The organism is Arsukibacterium sp. UBA5043 (assembly GCA_002415085.1).
GTDB lineage: Bacteria > Pseudomonadota > Gammaproteobacteria > Enterobacterales > Alteromonadaceae > Alishewanella.
In genome coordinates this window covers 24,517-42,831 of record DIBV01000016.1, presented here as the reverse complement: position 1 = coordinate 42,831, position 18,315 = coordinate 24,517, and the positions used below count along the sequence as shown (strand labels likewise).

Genomic DNA, 18,315 nt, shown 5'->3' with positions numbered 1-18,315 from the left:
ATGTTTAAGCAAACACAAAAAGGTTTTACCTTGTTAGAAGTAATGGTGGTTATTGTTATTCTGGGTATTATAGCCAGTATGGTGGTGCCGAACCTTATGGATAATAAGGATCAGGCCGACCAACAAAAAACAGTAGTGGATATTCAGCAACTCGAAAATGCGCTGGATATGTATCGGCTGCGAAATGGCTTTTATCCAACAACTGAGCAAGGGATGCAGGCTTTGGTAACCGCCGCTACCACGCAGCCAGCACCACGCTCTTTTCCTGATGGAGGTTTTGTTAAGCGCTTACCAAAAGATCCCTGGGATGAAGATTATATTCTGGTAAGTCCGGGCCAGCTTGGCCGGATCGACGTTTATAGTAAAGGCCCGGATCGGGTAGCCGGTACTGATGATGATATTGGTAACTGGAACCTCGACGAAGCAGACCGTAGCAACAATTAATGGCCGCTAAGCCACTAATCCGCTTCCGGCAAGCTGGCTTTACCTTATTAGAGGTAATGCTGGTATTGCTGCTAATTGGTTTACTGGCAACCACGGTGGTGCTTAATTTTAGTGGAGATTCACCAGAGCAACGGCTACAAAAAGAGACGGAGCGTTTTCAGCAGGTCTTTCAGTTTGTAGCTGAAACCGCGATGTTAAAGCAGCAGGAATGGGGCCTGGTGTTGCAGGAAGGAAGCTACAGTTTTGTCTATTTTGACGGCGAAAAATGGCTGCAGGCCGATCAACCCAAAGCCGCTGAGCTTTATGAGCTGGCCGAGGATATTCGGTTGCAATTGGAGCTTGAAGGATTGCCAGGCGCAGAACTGAGCTTGTTAAGCCAGTTGAACTGGCAGGATGATGATGAGTTTACTGACAACGCTAGCGAGCAACCGCCTGTATTACCGCAAGTATTTATTTTATCCTCCGGCGAAATCAGCCCGTTTCGGTTAATGTTTCAGTTGGGTGAGCGACTGGAACAAGTCAGTCAGACTGTTGGCACCGATTTTACTATTCCGCTCACCCGCTCTGATGTCATCACGGTGCGCTGATGAATAGCCGCGGTTTTACCTTGTTGGAATTGCTGGTAGCGATGGCAATATTTGCCACCGCCGGTCTGGCGATTATGCAAGCCAGCTCAAGCCATATCCGGGCGTTAAGCCAGATAGAGGAATTAACCCTTGCCGGCTATGTGGCAAATAATCAGCTGCAACTTGCGATGATAGAGCCAAACTGGCCGCCAAAAGAGCTGGTGCAAGGTGAAGTGGAAATGGCAAACCGGCAGTGGCTGTGGCGCCTGCAGGCCACCAGCGTGCCAGATGCTGACTTACGCCAGCTGGTGGTAAGTGTTAGTTTGGCCGAGCAGCCAGATGATGTCTTATTGCAACTAACAACCTTTATAGGTAAACCCAGTGGTTAAACAAAAAGGGTTTACTTTTATCGAGATGCTGCTGGCAACCGCTATTTTTGCCATGGTGGGGTTGGCTTCTGTCGCGGTATTAACCAGTGTCACTAACAGTGATGAGCTGTCCCAGGAAGCAACCGGCCGTATCCAGCAACTGCAGCGTACGATGCTGATGCTGGAACGTGATTTTATGCAGATCAGTAGCCGTTATGTTCGGTTGGACGGCGAAGCACCGGTAGACTACCGGTTATATGGTGAACAGTACTTGCTTGAAAGTGAAGATCACGGCCTGAGCTTTACCCGTCAGGGCTGGCGTAACCCGGGGTATATTTTGCCACGTAGCGAAGTACAACTGGTCGCGTATCGGCTGGAGCAGGGGGAACTGCAAAGGTTGTTCAGCTTATACCCTGACGCTGTCGCCGGCAGTGAGCCTTTAGTGCAGGTGCTGCAGCAAAACCTGACTGCATTTTCCGTTAGTTACCTACAGGGCGAGGAATGGCTGGAAAAATGGCAGAGCAGTGTTATGCCAAAAGCGGTGAGAATTACCCTTACCCATGAGTACCTTGGCGAAATAGAACGCATTTTCATCCTGCCTGCAGGCATGGTAGAGCCGCGCAGTGTAACCAATCCAAATCCGTCCGGAACCACCCCACAGAACAATGATCGTGACAGGCCGGCAACCCCTAATAATCCGGGGCAACCAGACGAACAAAGACGGGGGCAGCGTTAATGCGTCGCTCAGAGGGCGGAGCCGCGCTTATTACCGTATTAATGATCGTGGCGATTGTCGTTGTTATTGCGGTAAACATGACTGGCCGTTTGCAGTTACAATTACAACGCCAGCACAATTTGCAGCAACAACAGCAGGCATTCTGGTATGCGATGGGCGCTGAACACTTCGCCCGGGTGTTATTAAGCCGCAGTTTAAGTGGTGAGGAAACGGTCAATCTGAAGCAGGACTGGGCACAAAGCGGTGCCAGCTTTGTGGTCACTGATGGCAATATCGGTGGCGAAATTACAGACTTGCAAGCCTGCTTTAATTTAAATGCTTTGCAACAAGCTGGCCAGCGTGGCCCCTCTGGTCGTATAGAGCAGACCGCTGCACAGCGTAGCTTTACCCGGTTAGTGGAATTGGTGGCGACCGACCTATCGATGCCGGCAGAATACTTGATGGCAAGAGTACATGACTGGCTGGATGAGGATAGTTTGCTCAGTACCGCTGGCAGCGCTGAGGAAGATGACTACGCTGCTTTGCAATTTCCCTATTATACCGCTAACTCATTAATGGTGTCGGTCAGTGAGCTACGCCAGATCCTGGACATTACCCCGGCCGATCTGCAAATGTTGTTACCTTTTGTATGTGTGATACCTGAAAATACTCAGTACCAGCTCAATATTAATACCCTGACCGAACAAACGGCAATATTACTGGCGGCGCTTATACCGGAACTTACGGAAGCTGACGCTATTGATCTGATAGCTGAACGGCCAGAGAATGGCTTTAATAGTATTGATGAGCTGCTGGCGTTACCGCAGCTGGCAGGTATTGAAATGGCGGATGACGTCAAAGCCTTATTAGCGGTAAAATCCAGTTACTTTCAGTTGCTCGCCACTACTTCTTATCTGGAAAGTGGTTTCGTGCTAACGTCGATATTCAGAGTAGATGATGAAAATACAGTCAGGGTATTGGCCCGGCGATTTGGAGGCCAGGGGTGAGTGAACAGTTAATTATCCGGTTAGGAAGCCGGGCAGACCAGACGATCAGCTGGCTGGTCTGGGCCAGTCACAATAACGACGTTATTGCTTCTGGTGAAGTCCCTAATGCTGATGGGCTCGGTGATCTTGCTCAACGTGTTGGTAACCGGCCAGTTATTGCTCTGGTGCCAGCATCAGATGTCGTGTTAAAGCAGGTTAATTTGCCCACCCGACCCACCCGGCAAATTTTGCAGGCTTTACCCTACATGCTCGAAGATGAGCAAGCGGAAGATATTGATCAACTTTGGCTGGCGCTGGGTGCGCTGGAGCAGCAGGAAGGGCAGTATCAGCAACATGTCGCTGTAGTGCAGCGCGAGCGAATGGATGGTTGGCTAAGTTGGTTAAAGGATGCGGGTTTTAATGTAGTAAGAATGCTGCCGGATGCCTTGTTGTTGCCGGACACCCCCCTGCCTGCCTGTATTGAACTAAATAACCAATGGCTGATAAAACAGGGACCATGGCAGGCCAGCGCCATCGATAACAGCTGGTGGCCTCAATATCTGGCATTAGCTGCGCTGCCCAATATTGCCAGTTATAGCCCGTGGCCCCGCGACATCATGCAATCTCAGCAAAGCATGGAGCCAGAACTACCATTGGTATTACTGGCCCGCCAGCTGCCACATGTCAGTTTTACCCTGCTGCAAGGGCCATATGCCCCAAAAAGACAAACAAATAAACACTGGCAACAATGGCAAAGCAGTGCCGTGCTTGGAGTAATTTGTCTGGCTACTTACCTAATAGTGCAGGGTTTTGCTATCTGGCAATTGGATAGGCAGTTAACCCAGGTACAGCAACAAAGCCTGAGTGATTACCAACAGGCATTTCCAGCTGAAACCATTGTTAATCTATCCCGGCAGATTGACCAAAAACTGCTCGCTGCTGGCATGGGTGGTGAAACGGTCAATTTTCTAAGTTTGCTGGATGCGTTACAACGGCAATTAGCAGAAGTGGGCGATATGAAAGTAGATAGTTTACGGTTTGATGCGACCCGCACAGAACTGCGATTTTCAGCGAATGCCGGTGGCTTTCAGAATTTTGAGCGCTTAAAAACTGCACTGGAAAGTGCTGGTTATGAAATTGAACAAGGCGCCCTAAGTAATGACGGCGCCCGGGTACAAGGCACTGTGGTAATGCGGAGCAGAACATGAAACAGCAGATACAATCCTGGTGGGCCGGCTTAGCGGCACGCGAGCAACAACTGCTAAGTATCGCAGCTGTAGTGCTGAGTATAGGCGCCCTGTACTGGTTCATCTGGCAACCTTTACAGCAAGGCTATAGCAGCAAACAAAACGCATTGCGCCAGGCTCAGGTGCAACTGGTGCAATTGCAGCAGGCGTTGCCGCAATTACAACAGGCGGGTGCCAGTCAGGAGCGGGTTGGTGGCAGTCTGGCCCAGATTGTCAGCAACAGTTCGCGTACCTACAACATCCGGGTAAGCCGGATGCAACCCCAGAATGATCAGTTACAGCTGGTATTAGAAGACGTGCCCTTTGAGCAATTACTACGTTGGTTGGCCCAATTACAAAATAATAATGGTGTAAAGCTGGTAAGTCTGGATGTAGCTAATACCGATAGCAGCGGCATCGTGCGGGTAAGACGGATGGTAATTGAATAATATGAAGTATTGGAAATTAACCTTAGCAGCATTACTCGCTTATCTGGTTTTCATGGTGTATTTACTCCCCGCGGCCTGGGTGCTGCATTGGGCCGGTTTACCGGCCAATGTTAAAATTGGCCCGGTACAAGGAACGATATGGCGGGGATCAGCAACCATAGCCCAGTACCAGAGTTTACAGTTTCAGCAGTTACGCTGGCACTTTGACGGTTGGTCACTATTTAAATTAGCTCCAAAAGTGACGGTGACCGCCGGCAGTATTGGCGAGCGGGATCAACCCTATGCACAAGCAAATGTGGCTTACAGTTTTAGTGGCCTGAAAATGCAACAAGCGTTGGTAAGAATACCGGTTAGTCAGCTGCTACCGTTGTTAGAACTGCCGTTGCCGGTGGCTGCGACGGGCGAGTTGATGGTTGAGGTACAGGATTTCCAGCAGGGTAAGCCCTGGTGCAGCAGTCTTGCTGGCAATGCCAGCTGGCTGGACGCACGACTGCAACCGCCAACCGGCACCTGGCTGGAATTAAACAGTATTGTTGCCGATTTGCGCTGCGAGCAAGGCAGCCCGGTGCTGATCACGGATGGTGAAAACAGCCTCGGCCTGGCAGTAACCGCGGCTGTTGAAAATAACAGACTAACGGTAAATGGTAGTTTAAAACCAGACCCCGGCCTGCCAACGGAAGTGCATCAGGCAATGCAATTTGTTGGCCGGCCAGATGCGCAAGGCCGCTATACCATAAAATTTTAGTTCTGGTTAGCGGGTTACACAGTTTATCCGGCTGTCTGGCGCAGTTTTGAATGCGCCAGAATATCCTGCAATAGCGGTGTGTAGTCTGTGATGGCTGGAAATTGATCAATAGATCTTGTTTGTTGCTGGCTATCAGGGTTGGCCACCGCCAGCAAATGTTTGATGCCAAAATTCTGGGCCGCAGTCAGAATGGGCAGGCTGTCATCGACAAATAATGTCTTCTCATTATCAAAACCAAGACGTTGTTGCAGCTTTTGCCACAGCGCCCAGCTTTCCTTTGTTACGCCAAATTCGTGAGTTGAAATAAGCGTATCGATATATTTAGCTAAATCGGTACGTTCCAGTTTTAGCGATAAGCTGCCAGGATGGGCATTGGTGACCAATACCACCTCGCGCCCGGATTGTTTCAGGGCGGTTAAAAATGGCGGCACATCGGGACGCATCTGAATTTTGTCCATCACTTCACGTTTCAGTTCAGTAATCGGCAGTTGTAACCGTTCACCCCAGTAATCCAGACAATACCATTGCAGCTTACCGTTAAGCTCAGCGTATTCACTTTGTAGCTGTGATTTGGCCTCTGCCAGGCTGATACCGCTAATTTCAGCCCAGCGTTTTGGCAGATGCTCCAGCCAAAAATAGTTATCAAAGTGCAGGTCGAGTAAGGTACCGTCCATATCCAGCAATACGGTATCAATTTGTGCCCAGTCCAGCATAGGTTTTTCCTGTCATTCGTTTTATAGTAGTCACAGTAGATTGTAACAGAGGCCAGATAATGACGCAGCGCCACACGAACAAACAGGTGCCGGAAATTCTTGCGCAGGAAATCGTCGCCCAAAGTAAATTATTTAAAATTGAGCAGTTGCAGCTACGATTCAGTAATGGTGCCGAACGCACTTATGAGCGGATGCGCGGTGCTGGCCGCGGTGCTGTTATGATCGTAGCGTGCCCGGATCCCGAGCATTTCTATCTTATCCGCGAATACAGCGCTGGCACCCACGATTATCAGCTGGGGTTCCCCAAAGGGTTAATCGATCCAGGTGAAGATGTGCTGGCCGCTGCCAACCGGGAATTGAAAGAAGAAATTGGTTTTGGCGCTGGCCGTTTTATCGCATTAAAGTCGCTGGCGCTCGCTCCAGGATATTTTAATGCTACAATGCATATAGTTCTGGCGTTCGATTTATATCCTGAGCAACAAGAGGGTGATGAACCTGAACCGCTGGAATTAATCAGTTGGGCGCGCGGCAACAGTGACCTGTTATTGCAGCAAGTCGATTTTACCGAAGCACGGAGCGTCGCCGCCCTGTTACTGGCACAGCAATACCTGGAAGCAAACCCGGATGTTTTTAAGCAAACTGCTTGAGAGTGTAAAACAGACCGCCCGTGAAGCCGGCCAGCATTTATGGCAGCTGTATCAAAGCGGTGACTTTGTTGCCGAACTTAAAGCAGACACCAGCCCGGTAACCACTGCCGACCTTGCTGCCAATGCCTTAATTATTTCCCGCTTGTCAGATTTAACCCCAGATATTCCGATAATTTCTGAAGAAACCACCATAATTCCCTTGGCGCAGCGCCAGCACTGGCCGCGATATTGGTTAATTGATCCGATGGATGGCACTCAGGAATTTGTCGCCCGCAGCGGCGATTTTGCGGTGAGTATTGCGTTAGTTGAACATGGCTGGCCCGCCCTTGGGGTGATTTACTGGCCAAAGGAAGATATTTTATATTACGCTACCCGCGGCCATGGCTCATTTAAACAGCAACGCAATTTAATCAACCGGATGCAGGTGCATCAGCACCAAGAGGGCGAAGTGCTGCGCATCGCGGTCAGCCGGCGTCAACCACTACAACCAATTGTATCCTTACTGAGCGAGCGCCAGACGGTAGAATATATTCCGCTCGGCAGCTGCTCGTTAAAAAGTTGTCTGGTGGCGGAAGGCAAGGCTGACTGTTATCTGCGGCTGGGCCCAACAGGTGAATGGGATACCGGGGCGGTACATATTATCGTCGAAGAAGCGGGTGGTAAAATTCTTGATAGTCAGTTTGCACCATTAAGTTACAACCAGCGGGAAACCCTTGCCAACCCCGATTTTATGGTGATAGGCAAGGCACAGCTGCCCTGGCGGGAACTCATTCAGGCCAAGCCAACCACCAGGGCACTGTTATCATAAACAGCCATTTATTTTGCATAACTTTGCTATAGGCCAAGCCCAGCGTGGTTTTCTGCGATTATTGCCATATTGACAACTATCTTTTTTGCCGTTGAAACGCTAAGATACCGAGGTATTTTTTGCGCAAAAACCAGGCTTTTGCGCAAAAAATAACATAATTAATAAGTCCGCTAGAGACTGCACCCTTACCTACAGTACCCTTAGGAGTTACATCATGTCCGATCTGGATCTGGGCCAATACGGCATAACAGATGTCACGGAAATCGTTTATAACCCATCGTACGATTTACTGTTTGCGGAAGAAACCCGCAGCGACCTGCAAGGTTATGAACAAGGCAAACTGACCAAACTGGGCGCGGTTTCGGTTGATACCGGTATCTTCACCGGCCGCTCGCCAAAAGACAAATATATCGTTCGTGACGATACCACCCGCAATACGGTGTGGTGGTCAGATCAAGGCAAAAACGACAATAAGCCAATTAGTACTGAAGTATGGGCTGATTTAAAGTCGCTGGTAACCCGTCAGCTATCAGGCAAGCGTTTATTCGTGGTTGATACCTATTGCGGTGCTAATGCTGATACCCGTTTAGCGGTGCGTTTTATTACCGAGGTAGCGTGGCAGGCACATTTCGTCAAAAACATGTTTATCCGGCCAACAGACGAAGAGCTGAAAAGCTACAAGCCAGACTTTATTGTCATGAATGGTGCTAAATGTACCAATCCGAACTGGCAGCAACAGGGCTTAAATTCCGAAAATTTTGTGGCGTTTAATCTGACAGAGCGTATCCAATTGATTGGTGGCACCTGGTACGGTGGCGAAATGAAAAAAGGCATGTTCTCGATGATGAACTACTTTTTACCGCTGCAAGGGATTGCCTCAATGCATTGCTCTGCTAACGTGGGTAAAGATGGTGATGTTGCAGTATTCTTCGGCCTATCGGGCACCGGCAAAACGACGTTATCCACCGATCCTAAGCGGCAACTGATTGGCGATGATGAGCACGGTTGGGACGATGACGGCGTGTTTAACTTCGAAGGTGGCTGCTATGCTAAAACCATCAATTTGTCTCAGGAAAACGAGCCGGATATTTATCACGCCATTCGCCGCGACGCGTTGCTGGAAAATGTTAGCGTAGCCGACGATGGCACTATCGATTTTGACGATGGTTCAAAAACCGAGAATACCCGGGTGTCATACCCCATTTATCATATCGATAACATCGTAACCCCGGTGTCGAAAGCCGGCCATGCCAAAAAAGTCATTTTCTTAACCGCAGATGCCTTTGGGGTATTACCTCCGGTATCAAAGCTGACTAAAGAGCAGGCCAAGTATCACTTCTTGTCGGGCTTTACTGCTAAATTGGCCGGTACCGAGCGGGGTATTACTGAACCAACACCGACTTTCTCCAGTTGTTTTGGCGCGGCTTTTTTAAGCCTGCACCCCACTCAATATGCGGAAGTGTTGGGTAAGCGGATGGCAGATTCAGGTGCCGAAGCGTATCTGGTCAATACCGGCTGGAATGGTACAGGTAAGCGTATTTCCATTAAGGCTACCCGGGCTATTATCGATGCTATTTTGGATGGCAGCATTGAGAATGCCGAATTTGTGCAGTTGCCCTACTTTAATCTGGCAATGCCAACGCATTTGCCCGGTGTGGAAGACGGTATTCTTGATCCGCGCGCAACCTACAGTAACCCGGCAGACTGGGATGTTAAGGCGAAAAACCTGGCGCAGCGTTTTGTCGATAACTTTGCCAAGTTTACCGACAACGCCGAAGGCAAGGCATTAGTGGCCGCGGGCCCGCAACTGTAATTTTATTAATTTTATAGCACTAAACAGGCCGCTTTTGCGGCCTGTTTATTTTATAGAGGTTACCGACAAGCTTCGATTTTCCAGAATATTCCGTTGTGCAAGGTGCAAAAGAATATATTGCCTAAAGGGTAAGGCAAAAGTATTGTAAAATGGCGTCGAAAGTTTAGTGTTCCGCTCTGCCTGCGATATGCAGGTGTTAATTATGTATTTTAGTACACACCGGGGTGTCAGATGTTGCGGTCTATAACAATTCAAAAACGATTACTGGCAGCCTTTGGTGCGTTAGCACTGTTACTGGCCCTGACCGGTATATTTAGTTTGCAAAGTATGTCGTCGGTAAGATCTCAGGCCGATTTCGTTGAAACCACAGTGGTTGCGGGGCTTTCCGGCATCGGCTCGCTGGGAACAAACATCAATCGGAACCGGGCGCTTACCTTAAGGTTACTGCTTGCTATCGATATTACCCAGGAAGAAGAAACCTTTAATACCATCAAAACATTACGACAAGACATCCTGACTACCGAAAAACCCTATGAAGCAACTATCTTTGACTCGCAGGAGCGGATTATTTTCGATAAATATATTGCTGCAAGACAGCAGTATTTTGATTTACAGGATCAAGCATTAGCGCTGTTGCTGAAAGAGGAACTTGGGGCAGCGCAGGATTTATTAGACCAGATGAACCCGGTAGCCAGTGAGATAGCACTGTCGCTTGCTCAGCTGGAAGATATTAATCAACAAGCCGCGCGCGATGCCCGTGCTTCATCTATTGCCACCTATAACGCCGCTAAGCTTGCCGTGATTATATTAATAGTGGTCGCTGTTGCTATTGCTGTGATGGTATCAATTTTAATATCCCGCAGTATCAGCCAGCCGCTGGCACGCTCGGTTGTTTCAGCACGCTTTATCGCTGACGGCGATCTTACCCAGCAGGTTGAAGTTGAGGGCAGTGATGAGCTAACCGAGTTATCACAGGCGTTGCAACAAATGCAGCAAAAGCTGCGTGATGCGATTGGTCATATTGCCAGCTCGTCAAACCAGCTGGCGTCTGCTGCTGAAGAACTTAATGTGGTGACTGATGAGTCGGCCAAAGCACTTTTGCTCCAGAATGATGAAGTGCAGCAAGCGGCAACGGCCATCACAGAAATGAGTTCGGCGGTCGATGAAGTAGCGGGCACGGCGTTAAAAACCTCTGAAGCGTCATCACAGTCTGCCGGACTGGCCAGAGATGGCACGCAAAAAGTCGTGCAAACCAGCAAAGTGATTGAAAAAATGAATGCTGAAGTGCGCCAGAGTACACAGGTGATTAATACCCTGGCAGAAAAAGTCTCATCAATTAATCAGGTACTGGAAGTGATACGCAGCGTAGCCGATCAAACCAACTTACTGGCGCTGAACGCAGCCATTGAAGCTGCCCGGGCTGGTGAGGCCGGTCGCGGATTTGCTGTGGTAGCGGACGAAGTACGTAGTCTGGCGTACCGTACCCAAACGTCGACCGGTGAAATTGAGCAAATGATTCAGCAGGTACAATCTTCTGCGAAAGAAGCCGTTGACGCCATGCAGTTAATAAGCGGCAACGCCGACAATGCACAGAGTGTAGCAAAGTCAGCAGCAGACGCGCTGGAGCTGATTGCCGAGAACATTTCAGCCATCAGCGATCAAAACCATGTTATTGCCGGTGCGGCGGAAGAGCAATCGAAAGTCGCTCGGGAAATAGATCGTAATATTGTGTCTATCAGCGATTTAGCTGCGCAAACTGCGGATGGCTCCCGCCAGACTACTGCCAGTGCCAGTGAATTAACCCGGTTGGCAATAGAACTGAATGAGCTGGTTAGTAAGTTTAAAGTGTAATTATCAAAATTAAATAGATCAGGCCGCAGTTGCGGCCTGTTCCTGTTCAGGTTTTAGTTATCCTGCTGTGCTATGGTTAATGCCAGTAATTTACTGGCTAAACCGCGCAGGAGGTGCTGATGAAATTATTTACCCTGGTTGCTACTGCAAGTGCTGGCCTGATGGTACTAAGCCTGTCACTGATCCTATCTCAGCCTGAAGCTGATGGTTTAACCCGCAGTAACCCAGACATTGCGCAACAATACTCTTCTGGCTGGCAGCCCGTTGCCGGCACCGTGCTTACTGATCATTGCCCGGCCAACGATTTATATGATTATCCGTTTGCTGATTACTGTCACAATGTGGTGTTTGCCTGGGGTGGCGGCGCGCTGGATCAGAACAGCGGCCGGCTGTATCTGTGGGGCGGTGGCCATAATGATTATTATGGCAATGAAGTTTATCAGCTTGATGCTATCAGTGGTCAGTTACAACGGCTGACCGAGCCGGCGCAGCCGGCGGATCCGGAAACAATACCCAGGCTGACAGAACTGGCCCCCTTTGACGGCAGCCAGCCTAATTCCCGCCATACTTACGACGGCCTGGCATTTCTTAGTAACCAGGGGTTGTTGTGGGCATTTTCCGGTGCGTTGGCAGGCAGGCATTCTGGTGGTGCAGATCCGAATACCTGGCTATTTGACCCTGAAACAAAACGTTGGCAGAAAGATGCCGCAAGTGGTGATATTCCGCGCGGCGCCTTTGGGGTAGTGGCTGCTTATGACAGTAAAACCGGCCTGGTTTTTGTCCATGACAGATCAGCATTATACAGTTATCAGTATCAGCCGGAGGGCGGCATTTATAAAAAGCTGAATGATAAAGGTGGCCTGGGGTTAGGGGTGAATGCGGCGATTGACCCTGAAAATCGCAAGATGCTGATAATAGGGCAGAAAAAGCAGATAATTTATGATTTAAACCCGACGTCAGGTTATAAAAGGACGATTTTGCCGTTAAAAGGCGATGCAGAATTTATTAACCAGTTTCCGGCACCGGGTTTAAGCTACAACAGTAAGGATGGGCATTTTTATGCCTGGCCGGGCGATGGCAAGCTGTATCAGTTTAACCTGGCCAGCCAGAGCTGGCGCGGTATTGAAATAAAGGGCGACCCGGGACCCCAGATACGCCACGGTACCTTTGGTCGGTTTGCTTATGTTAAAGCTCTGGATGGCTTTGTGCTGCTGAATAACCCGCGCCAGCCGGCTTACTTTCTGAAGCTGCCGACACAGTAAAAACGGTCAGTTATTCATCCGACAAATTTTTAAGCCGGTGCTCCCAGCGCCTTTTGGCAAAGCGGCGCATATTGGGAATATCATCGGTTTCATCCATGATTGGCTGACCGATAATGGTTTCAATCACATCTTCCATCGTCACCAGGCCAAGCCAGCTGCCATACTCATCGTATACCAGGCACATATGCTGGCGCTCATGCATTAGCTGGGTCATTAAATGTTCGGCATTCATTTTATCCGAAATAACTTTAACCGGCTTCATGATGTCTGCCACCACCTGCTGCTCAGTAATATTCAGCAGATCGTAGCGAAACACGATGCCCAGCGGTGATTCATCCTTATCCAGCACCGGGTAGCGCGAGAACTGTCCCACTTTTACCCGCTCAGTAAATTGCGTTAACGGCTCGTCCGGGCTGGCACTCTCACAGACAGTACGCGGGGTCATAATATCGCGCACTTTAAAATCATGCAGGTCGAGAATATTTGCAATAACCCGTTGCTCATCTTCGTCCAGTTTATTCATTTCCCGGCCGAGTACAGTCAGCGCTTTTATTTCCTGCCGTAAGTCGGGCTCATGGCCGACGCCGCCGAATAATTTCATTAGTTGGTCTGACAGCCAGATAAAAGGCCGCAGTATAGTGATCATAATTTTCAATGTGACCGGCAGTATTGGTGCCAGTGCCGGCCAGTAACGGGCACCAATGGTTTTCGGAATAATCTCTGACAGCACTAAAATAAGCAGGGTCATTACCGCAGAAGCAATACCCAGATAGCCATCGCCAAATACCAGAGTTACCTGAGCACCGACACCTGTTGCGCCAACAGTGTGAGCAACCGTGTTCAGGGTTAAAATTGCCGCCAGCGGCTGATCAATTTTATCTTTTAATACTTTAAGTTTCTGATAAAGATTAGGGTTTTGAATCTTCTGCTGGGCAATATAACTCGGGGTGACCGAGAGCAGGGCCGCTTCCAGAATAGAACAGATAAAAGACACGCTGATAGATAAAACTGCAAACGCAATTAACAGGCTCATACAGGTTGGTTACAACACTCCGTTTTGCTAAGGAAGCGGCAGTATAAAATGGCCTAAATAAAAAAGCGAGCCGCTGGTAAGCCGGCTCGCTGTTCAGGCTGTCGGTTAAGCAAACTTAACCTGCATACAATGGAATGAGTTTATAACTCTGTAACCTGATATATCGTTACCGAGCCGCTCACTTCGTTACCGATAATCAGCAATGGGTTGCCATTCGGGCTATCTGCTGAGGGCACAAATTTAATACTTTCTGGACCAAGATCGCCGGCCAGCGGTACGTCAGTGCAATCCAGTCCTTCAGCAGGGTCACAAGGATCGGCCAAATCATCGTCCAGTTCAAAGTCTGCACTGAAATCGCGGTTAATATAATGGCTGACAAACTGGGCCTGGAACGGATTGGTGACATCATAAACGAATAAATCACCGCTGCGCTCCTGCGCAATAAAGACGTAGGTCCGGTCTTCGATTATGCCAACGTCAATAGCTTCCGGCTCGCCCCCTTTATCATCAGAGCGGTTATCACCTTTGTTTTCGGTATGGGCGCTGTTAAAGTTGTTGCCAAGAATAGCGGCTGAGATGCGGCCAAAATCGTCACCGGAATCATGTACCATGTTGATATTTTGATCCCAGATAGAGAATGAACGCCCGCCATAAGCATACAGTTTGTCGACAATACCATCGTTATCCGGGTCAACCAGCGCTGCGGTGACTTTTAAACGGCCTAAACCATCATCACCGCCAGTGGCGTCATACAGGGCCTGCAACTCAGTGCTGAATGTTTTATTCAGTTCATCCGGGTCGATAATATCAGCGGCGCGGATATCTTCAGAATACGCATCCCAGTCTCTTGAATCCCCCTCGTTGGCTGAAACAATAAAGGTGGCACCATTCCACTGATACGAGGCGATGCTGTCGGGCTGATACATGCCATAAACGTTGGGTAGTTTGGCAAAAGACGCCACTTCATCTTCGTTAGTGTAGTCAATCAGGTACTGGCCCCAGTCTTTTAAGCCCAATGCTTTAACTTCAATAGTCATATCAGTCAGGTCGATAATGCCAATGGCGTTACTTTCCTGCAGTGACACCCAGGCTTTTTTGCTGTCAGCGGCAACCGTAATATATTCGGGTTCAAGTTCCTGAGCCACTGTGGTGCCTGCCGGGCTGGCAAATTTAACCCCGGCCTTTTGTAATAAGTTTTTGCGTTTAGCATCCGTGTCGTAATCACTGGCTGCAAGCAAGTCGGAGCTGAACACCATATCACTGCTGAAATTGATCGTCTGAGCCAGATCGGCTGCAACGCCATCGGTCATATTAATTACTGAGATACTGCCTTGCGGGTCAACCAGATAGTCAGTATCAGGTTCCCCTTCGTTGGCTACCAGTACCTTATTGCCATCCGGAGTAAAGGTCAGCATATCTGGCAGGGCGCCCACTGCTACGGCCTTAACAAAACTGCCGTTGCCGGTTGCATCCAGGTTGTAAAACAGCACTACCCCATTGCTGGTTTTTACCGGCGCCGCCACTGCAATTGCCAGCATATCGCCAAAAATGGCAATTGAATTGGCTTCACCCAGCGCCACACTTACATCGGCACCGGCTTCGTTTTTCACGGTGGCAGTATCGGCAAAGGTAAAGGGTACTGACGTTAAACTGTCATCGGTAATGCCATTGCCGACTGCGGCAACAGGCAGGTTGGTTAAGTTAATCACTTCAATCTGATTAGCGGCGGCGTTTATGGCAAAAGCGGAGTTTGATGTTTTGTGAAACTGGACGATCTCAGCAGCAGATTTACCGTAAATACCGGTGCTAAAGCGGCCGACAACCTCAATGTTCAAATCGCGTGGCAGGTTTTTGCCTGGCTGACCGCTGGGCCCGGTGCCTCCGGTTGGGCCGGCTGGCCCGGCAGCGCCCGCTGCACCATCGTCGCCATCAAGCGAGCAGCCAGCCAAAATAGTAATAATACTTAAGGTAAGCAGTGAACGTTTTAACATGCCGATATCCCTGATTTTATTATTAAAAATAACAACTATTAATAAATCAGTGTCAGCGGTGGCTATGACAGTTACATGAAAAAAGAATGATCTTTTTATGACGCGCTATGGCTGCTCTGCCTGCTGTTGCAAAAAATGCTGCTTCGGCATCAGGTTTACTGTTTCATGCAGCTCTGAATAAACGATAACGACCTCGCCTGTTTTCAACTGGCGTTTTACTGCAGTTACTTTTTCAGCGAGTGAGATTTCCTGCTCGCCATAATCGGTGCCTTCGCGCAGCACATAATATTCAATCAGGTTATTCAGAGTATCCTGGTCCAGTTCGTGGTATGGAATGATCATAAGTTAAATTGCTGCTTTATAAAGGCCGGAATACGCTGGCTCAGCCAGAACTTTGGTTTTAACGGACTGCCATAAACAAAGCCAACATGGCCGCCACCACGGGTCAGCTCATAATGAATGTGACTATTCAGCTCCGCTGGTTGCGGGATCACTTCATCACTTAAAAAAGGGTCGTCGTTGGCGTGAATAATCAGGGTGGGGATTGCAATATGCTTTAAATAGGCCTTAGCGCTGGCTTTTTGATAGTAATCCTGCGCGTTTAAAAAACCATGAATCGGCGCAGTATAATGCTCGTCAAACTGCTCAATGCTGGCAAACCCCTGAACTTTTTCCGGCGTTAACGGCAGCGGGAACTCAGTAAATTGCTGCAGTTTTAATAAGGTGCTGCGTTTTAACCTGCCCAGTAAATAGCGCTGGTATAACTTGCTGCTGCCGGTGTTAATCCGTTTGGCGCAAGCTGATAACGACAGTGGCGGGCAAACTGCGATGGCAGCTGCCAGCGGGTTGTCAGCAGCCTGCTCACCACAGTATTTTAACAGCACATTGCCGCCAAGCGAATAACCTATGGCCACCAGCGGCCGGCCAGGGTAGCGCCGGGTTATTTCTTTTATTACCAGCGCCACATCTGCGGTATCACCACTATGATAGGCCCGGGGCAATTTATTCGGTTTACCATTGCAGCCACGAAAATGCAGCATTACTGCGCTCCACTCTAGTGCCTGACACTGTGCCAGCATCGCCTGAATGTAATGACTGTTAATATCGCCAGCCAGACCATGCAACAACAGCAGCAGCGGGGTGGTGTCTGGCGCATTTTCGGCAGGCAACCAGTTAAGTTGCAGCTCATCACCATCGGGCAGACTGAATATTTCAGCTTCGGTGTTGATAAGGTGTTTCGGGCTTAAATATTTGGCAAACACTGTTTGCAGGTGGGCATGGCGTAACCACCATGCCGGCTGAAATGGCAGCTGGGCGTGCTGCTTCGGTACTGGTCTGAGCTGAGCTTGCAAATGCGCGTATCCTGATAAACAATGGCTTAAATTCTACTTCTGGTACAGCACTATGGATCGGCGGCAATTTATTTTATCCGGTATCGCGCTTGCTGCTGCAGCCAGTTTAGGTACCACCTTCAGTTGGTATGGCTGGCAGCAGAGCCTGAGCCCTGATACAAGTAACCAGGACTTAGTGCTGTCGGCTGTGTTACCTGCGCTATTGTACGGGGCTTTACCTGAAGATGCGACCCTCGCAGCGATGGAGCTTGAGCGCACTAAAGCGGCTGTTAATGATTTTCTGCCGTTTTTACCGTTGCGCCAACAGCAGCAGATGTTCCAGCTGTTTAATCTGTTAGCCAACCGGATCAGCCGGCTGGGCATGACCGGCCATGTTAGTCAGCTGGCAGAATTAACGCTGCAACAGCGGCTGGCACTGCTGGATAGCTGGCGCGACAGCTATCTTGCCTTATTGCAGCAGGCTTATCATGGCCTGCGCGAGTTGCTTTATGGTGCGTACTATGGCCAGCCTGAGCACTGGCAGGCGCTGGCTTATAAAGCACCGAGGTTTCGTTGATGACTCAGCATATAGATGCCAGCCAGTTTACTGAGGATCAGCACCTTGAAGCGGATATTGTGATTATCGGCTCGGGTGCCGGCGGCGGTATTGCGGCTGAGCAACTGGCGCAGGCAGGGCTGAAGGTGCTGTTGTTAGAAGAAGGCGCCTATTACACCCACGATGATTTTGTGATGGAAGAGCGCTGGGCATACCCTAATTTATACCAGGAAGGCGCTGGCAGGAAAACCCGGGATCAGGCTATCAGCATTTTACAGGGCCGCACTGTTGGTGGCTCCACCACTGTCAACTGGACGACCTCTATCCGTACTCCGCAGCCAACCTTGGATTACTGGCAAAGCGAGTTTGGTCTGAATTTTAGCGCTAGCAATGACTTAACGCCGTATTTTGTCAAAGCCGAGCAACGGCTGAATATCCGGCCCTGGCCAGTGCCGCCTAATGGCAATAACAGCGTCATTAAGCGAGGCTGCGAGGCCCTGGGCTGGCAGCACACGATAATCAGCCGCAATGTCAATGGCTGCGCCAACCTGGGCTACTGTGGCATGGGCTGTCCGATAAATGGCAAGCAGTCGATGCTGGTCAGTACCATTCCCGCTGCGCTGGCCCTGGGTGCGATGTTAATTTCGCGCTTGTCGGTGCGTAAATTTACCTGGCAGGGTGATAGCATAAGCGGTATTGACGCAGTGCCGGTTAATCAGTACTTTCAGCCACGTAACGATATTCGTATTGGGATCAAGGCTAAGCACTACATTCTTGCGGCGGGTGCTATCGGCTCGCCCGCCATATTACT

At 49.5% G+C, this 18,315-nt stretch carries 20 protein-coding genes; 15 read left to right on the top strand and 5 right to left on the bottom strand.

From position 1 onward, the window contains the following. From gspG to B2Q61_RS13285, 8 genes are read left to right on the top strand one after another with little or no spacing between them, the layout of a single operon-like run. Complete coding sequence (gspG, locus tag B2Q61_RS13320) at window positions 1-444, top strand: type II secretion system major pseudopilin GspG (RefSeq protein ID WP_290618370.1); 444 nt, start codon at window positions 1-3, stop codon at window positions 442-444. Further along, complete coding sequence (gspH, locus tag B2Q61_RS13315; RefSeq protein WP_290618372.1) at window positions 444-1,031, top strand: type II secretion system minor pseudopilin GspH; 588 nt, start codon at window positions 444-446, stop codon at window positions 1,029-1,031. Before gspG ends, gspH begins: the two co-directional genes overlap by 1 nt. Then, window positions 1,031-1,399 carry a type II secretion system minor pseudopilin GspI gene (gene gspI, locus B2Q61_RS13310; RefSeq protein ID WP_290618374.1) on the top strand — a complete coding sequence of 123 codons (369 nt, stop codon included), beginning with the start codon at window positions 1,031-1,033 and terminating at the stop codon, window positions 1,397-1,399. The genes gspH and gspI overlap by 1 nt, the downstream gene beginning before the upstream one ends. Beyond that, window positions 1,392-2,114 carry a type II secretion system minor pseudopilin GspJ gene (gene gspJ, locus B2Q61_RS13305; RefSeq protein WP_290618376.1) on the top strand — a complete coding sequence of 241 codons (723 nt, stop codon included), beginning with the start codon at window positions 1,392-1,394 and terminating at the stop codon, window positions 2,112-2,114. The genes gspI and gspJ overlap by 8 nt, the downstream gene beginning before the upstream one ends. Then, window positions 2,114-3,100 (top strand): type II secretion system minor pseudopilin GspK, encoded by a 987-nt coding sequence (gene gspK / locus B2Q61_RS13300; RefSeq protein WP_290618378.1) that lies wholly within the window; start codon window positions 2,114-2,116, stop codon window positions 3,098-3,100. The genes gspJ and gspK overlap by 1 nt, the downstream gene beginning before the upstream one ends. After that, on the top strand, window positions 3,097-4,287 hold the full coding sequence (gspL, locus tag B2Q61_RS13295; RefSeq protein WP_290618380.1) for a type II secretion system protein GspL: 1,191 nt from the start codon (window positions 3,097-3,099) through the stop codon (window positions 4,285-4,287). Before gspK ends, gspL begins: the two co-directional genes overlap by 4 nt. Continuing rightward, window positions 4,284-4,754 (top strand): type II secretion system protein M, encoded by a 471-nt coding sequence (locus tag B2Q61_RS13290; protein WP_290618382.1) that lies wholly within the window; start codon window positions 4,284-4,286, stop codon window positions 4,752-4,754. The genes gspL and B2Q61_RS13290 overlap by 4 nt, the downstream gene beginning before the upstream one ends. A 1-nt stretch (window position 4,755) precedes the next feature. Next, a complete protein-coding gene (locus B2Q61_RS13285) occupies window positions 4,756-5,499 on the top strand; it encodes a type II secretion system protein N (RefSeq protein ID WP_290618384.1) in 744 nt (247 codons plus the stop codon). 23 nt (window positions 5,500-5,522) lie between these two features. Here B2Q61_RS13285 and yrfG read toward each other — a convergent pair whose 3' ends face one another. Next, window positions 5,523-6,212 (bottom strand): GMP/IMP nucleotidase, encoded by a 690-nt coding sequence (yrfG, locus tag B2Q61_RS13280; protein WP_290618386.1) that lies wholly within the window; start codon window positions 6,210-6,212, stop codon window positions 5,523-5,525. Window positions 6,213-6,271: 59 nt separating this feature from the next. On the opposite strand from yrfG, the gene nudE reads away from it, so the two are divergent. From nudE to B2Q61_RS13255, 5 genes are all read left to right on the top strand, one after another. Further along, entirely contained in the window at window positions 6,272-6,859 is a 588-nt protein-coding gene (nudE, locus tag B2Q61_RS13275) for an ADP compounds hydrolase NudE (RefSeq protein WP_290618388.1), read from the top strand. Next, complete coding sequence (cysQ, locus tag B2Q61_RS13270; protein ID WP_290618390.1) at window positions 6,837-7,667, top strand: 3'(2'),5'-bisphosphate nucleotidase CysQ; 831 nt, start codon at window positions 6,837-6,839, stop codon at window positions 7,665-7,667. The genes nudE and cysQ overlap by 23 nt, the downstream gene beginning before the upstream one ends. Before the next feature lie 214 nt (window positions 7,668-7,881). Continuing rightward, window positions 7,882-9,480 (top strand): phosphoenolpyruvate carboxykinase (ATP), encoded by a 1,599-nt coding sequence (gene pckA, locus B2Q61_RS13265; protein WP_290618392.1) that lies wholly within the window; start codon window positions 7,882-7,884, stop codon window positions 9,478-9,480. 231 nt (window positions 9,481-9,711) lie between these two features. Further along, entirely contained in the window at window positions 9,712-11,331 is a 1,620-nt protein-coding gene (locus B2Q61_RS13260) for a methyl-accepting chemotaxis protein (RefSeq protein ID WP_290618394.1), read from the top strand. 119 nt (window positions 11,332-11,450) lie between these two features. Beyond that, entirely contained in the window at window positions 11,451-12,593 is a 1,143-nt protein-coding gene (locus tag B2Q61_RS13255; RefSeq protein WP_290618396.1) for a hypothetical protein, read from the top strand. A gap of 10 nt (window positions 12,594-12,603) precedes the next feature. Here B2Q61_RS13255 and B2Q61_RS13250 read toward each other — a convergent pair whose 3' ends face one another. The 4 genes from B2Q61_RS13250 to B2Q61_RS13235 form a co-directional block, all read right to left on the bottom strand. Further along, complete coding sequence (locus B2Q61_RS13250) at window positions 12,604-13,626, bottom strand: CNNM domain-containing protein (protein ID WP_290618398.1); 1,023 nt, start codon at window positions 13,624-13,626, stop codon at window positions 12,604-12,606. 140 nt (window positions 13,627-13,766) lie between these two features. Then, on the bottom strand, window positions 13,767-15,617 hold the full coding sequence (locus tag B2Q61_RS13245) for a choice-of-anchor I family protein (RefSeq protein ID WP_290618400.1): 1,851 nt from the start codon (window positions 15,615-15,617) through the stop codon (window positions 13,767-13,769). A 105-nt stretch (window positions 15,618-15,722) separates the two neighbouring features. Further along, window positions 15,723-15,959 (bottom strand): YheU family protein, encoded by a 237-nt coding sequence (locus B2Q61_RS13240; protein ID WP_290618402.1) that lies wholly within the window; start codon window positions 15,957-15,959, stop codon window positions 15,723-15,725. Continuing rightward, entirely contained in the window at window positions 15,956-16,969 is a 1,014-nt protein-coding gene (locus B2Q61_RS13235) for a hydrolase (protein WP_290618404.1), read from the bottom strand. Before B2Q61_RS13235 ends, B2Q61_RS13240 begins: the two co-directional genes overlap by 4 nt. A 52-nt stretch (window positions 16,970-17,021) precedes the next feature. On the opposite strand from B2Q61_RS13235, the gene B2Q61_RS13230 reads away from it, so the two are divergent. Both B2Q61_RS13230 and B2Q61_RS13225 read left to right on the top strand, forming a co-directional pair. After that, window positions 17,022-17,525: a hypothetical protein gene (locus B2Q61_RS13230; protein ID WP_290618406.1), complete on the top strand. Its 504-nt coding sequence runs from the start codon at window positions 17,022-17,024 to the stop codon at window positions 17,523-17,525. Further along, a partial coding sequence (locus B2Q61_RS13225) for a GMC family oxidoreductase N-terminal domain-containing protein (protein ID WP_290622829.1) occupies window positions 17,525-18,315 on the top strand: 791 nt, incomplete at its 3' end. The genes B2Q61_RS13230 and B2Q61_RS13225, both read left to right, overlap by 1 nt.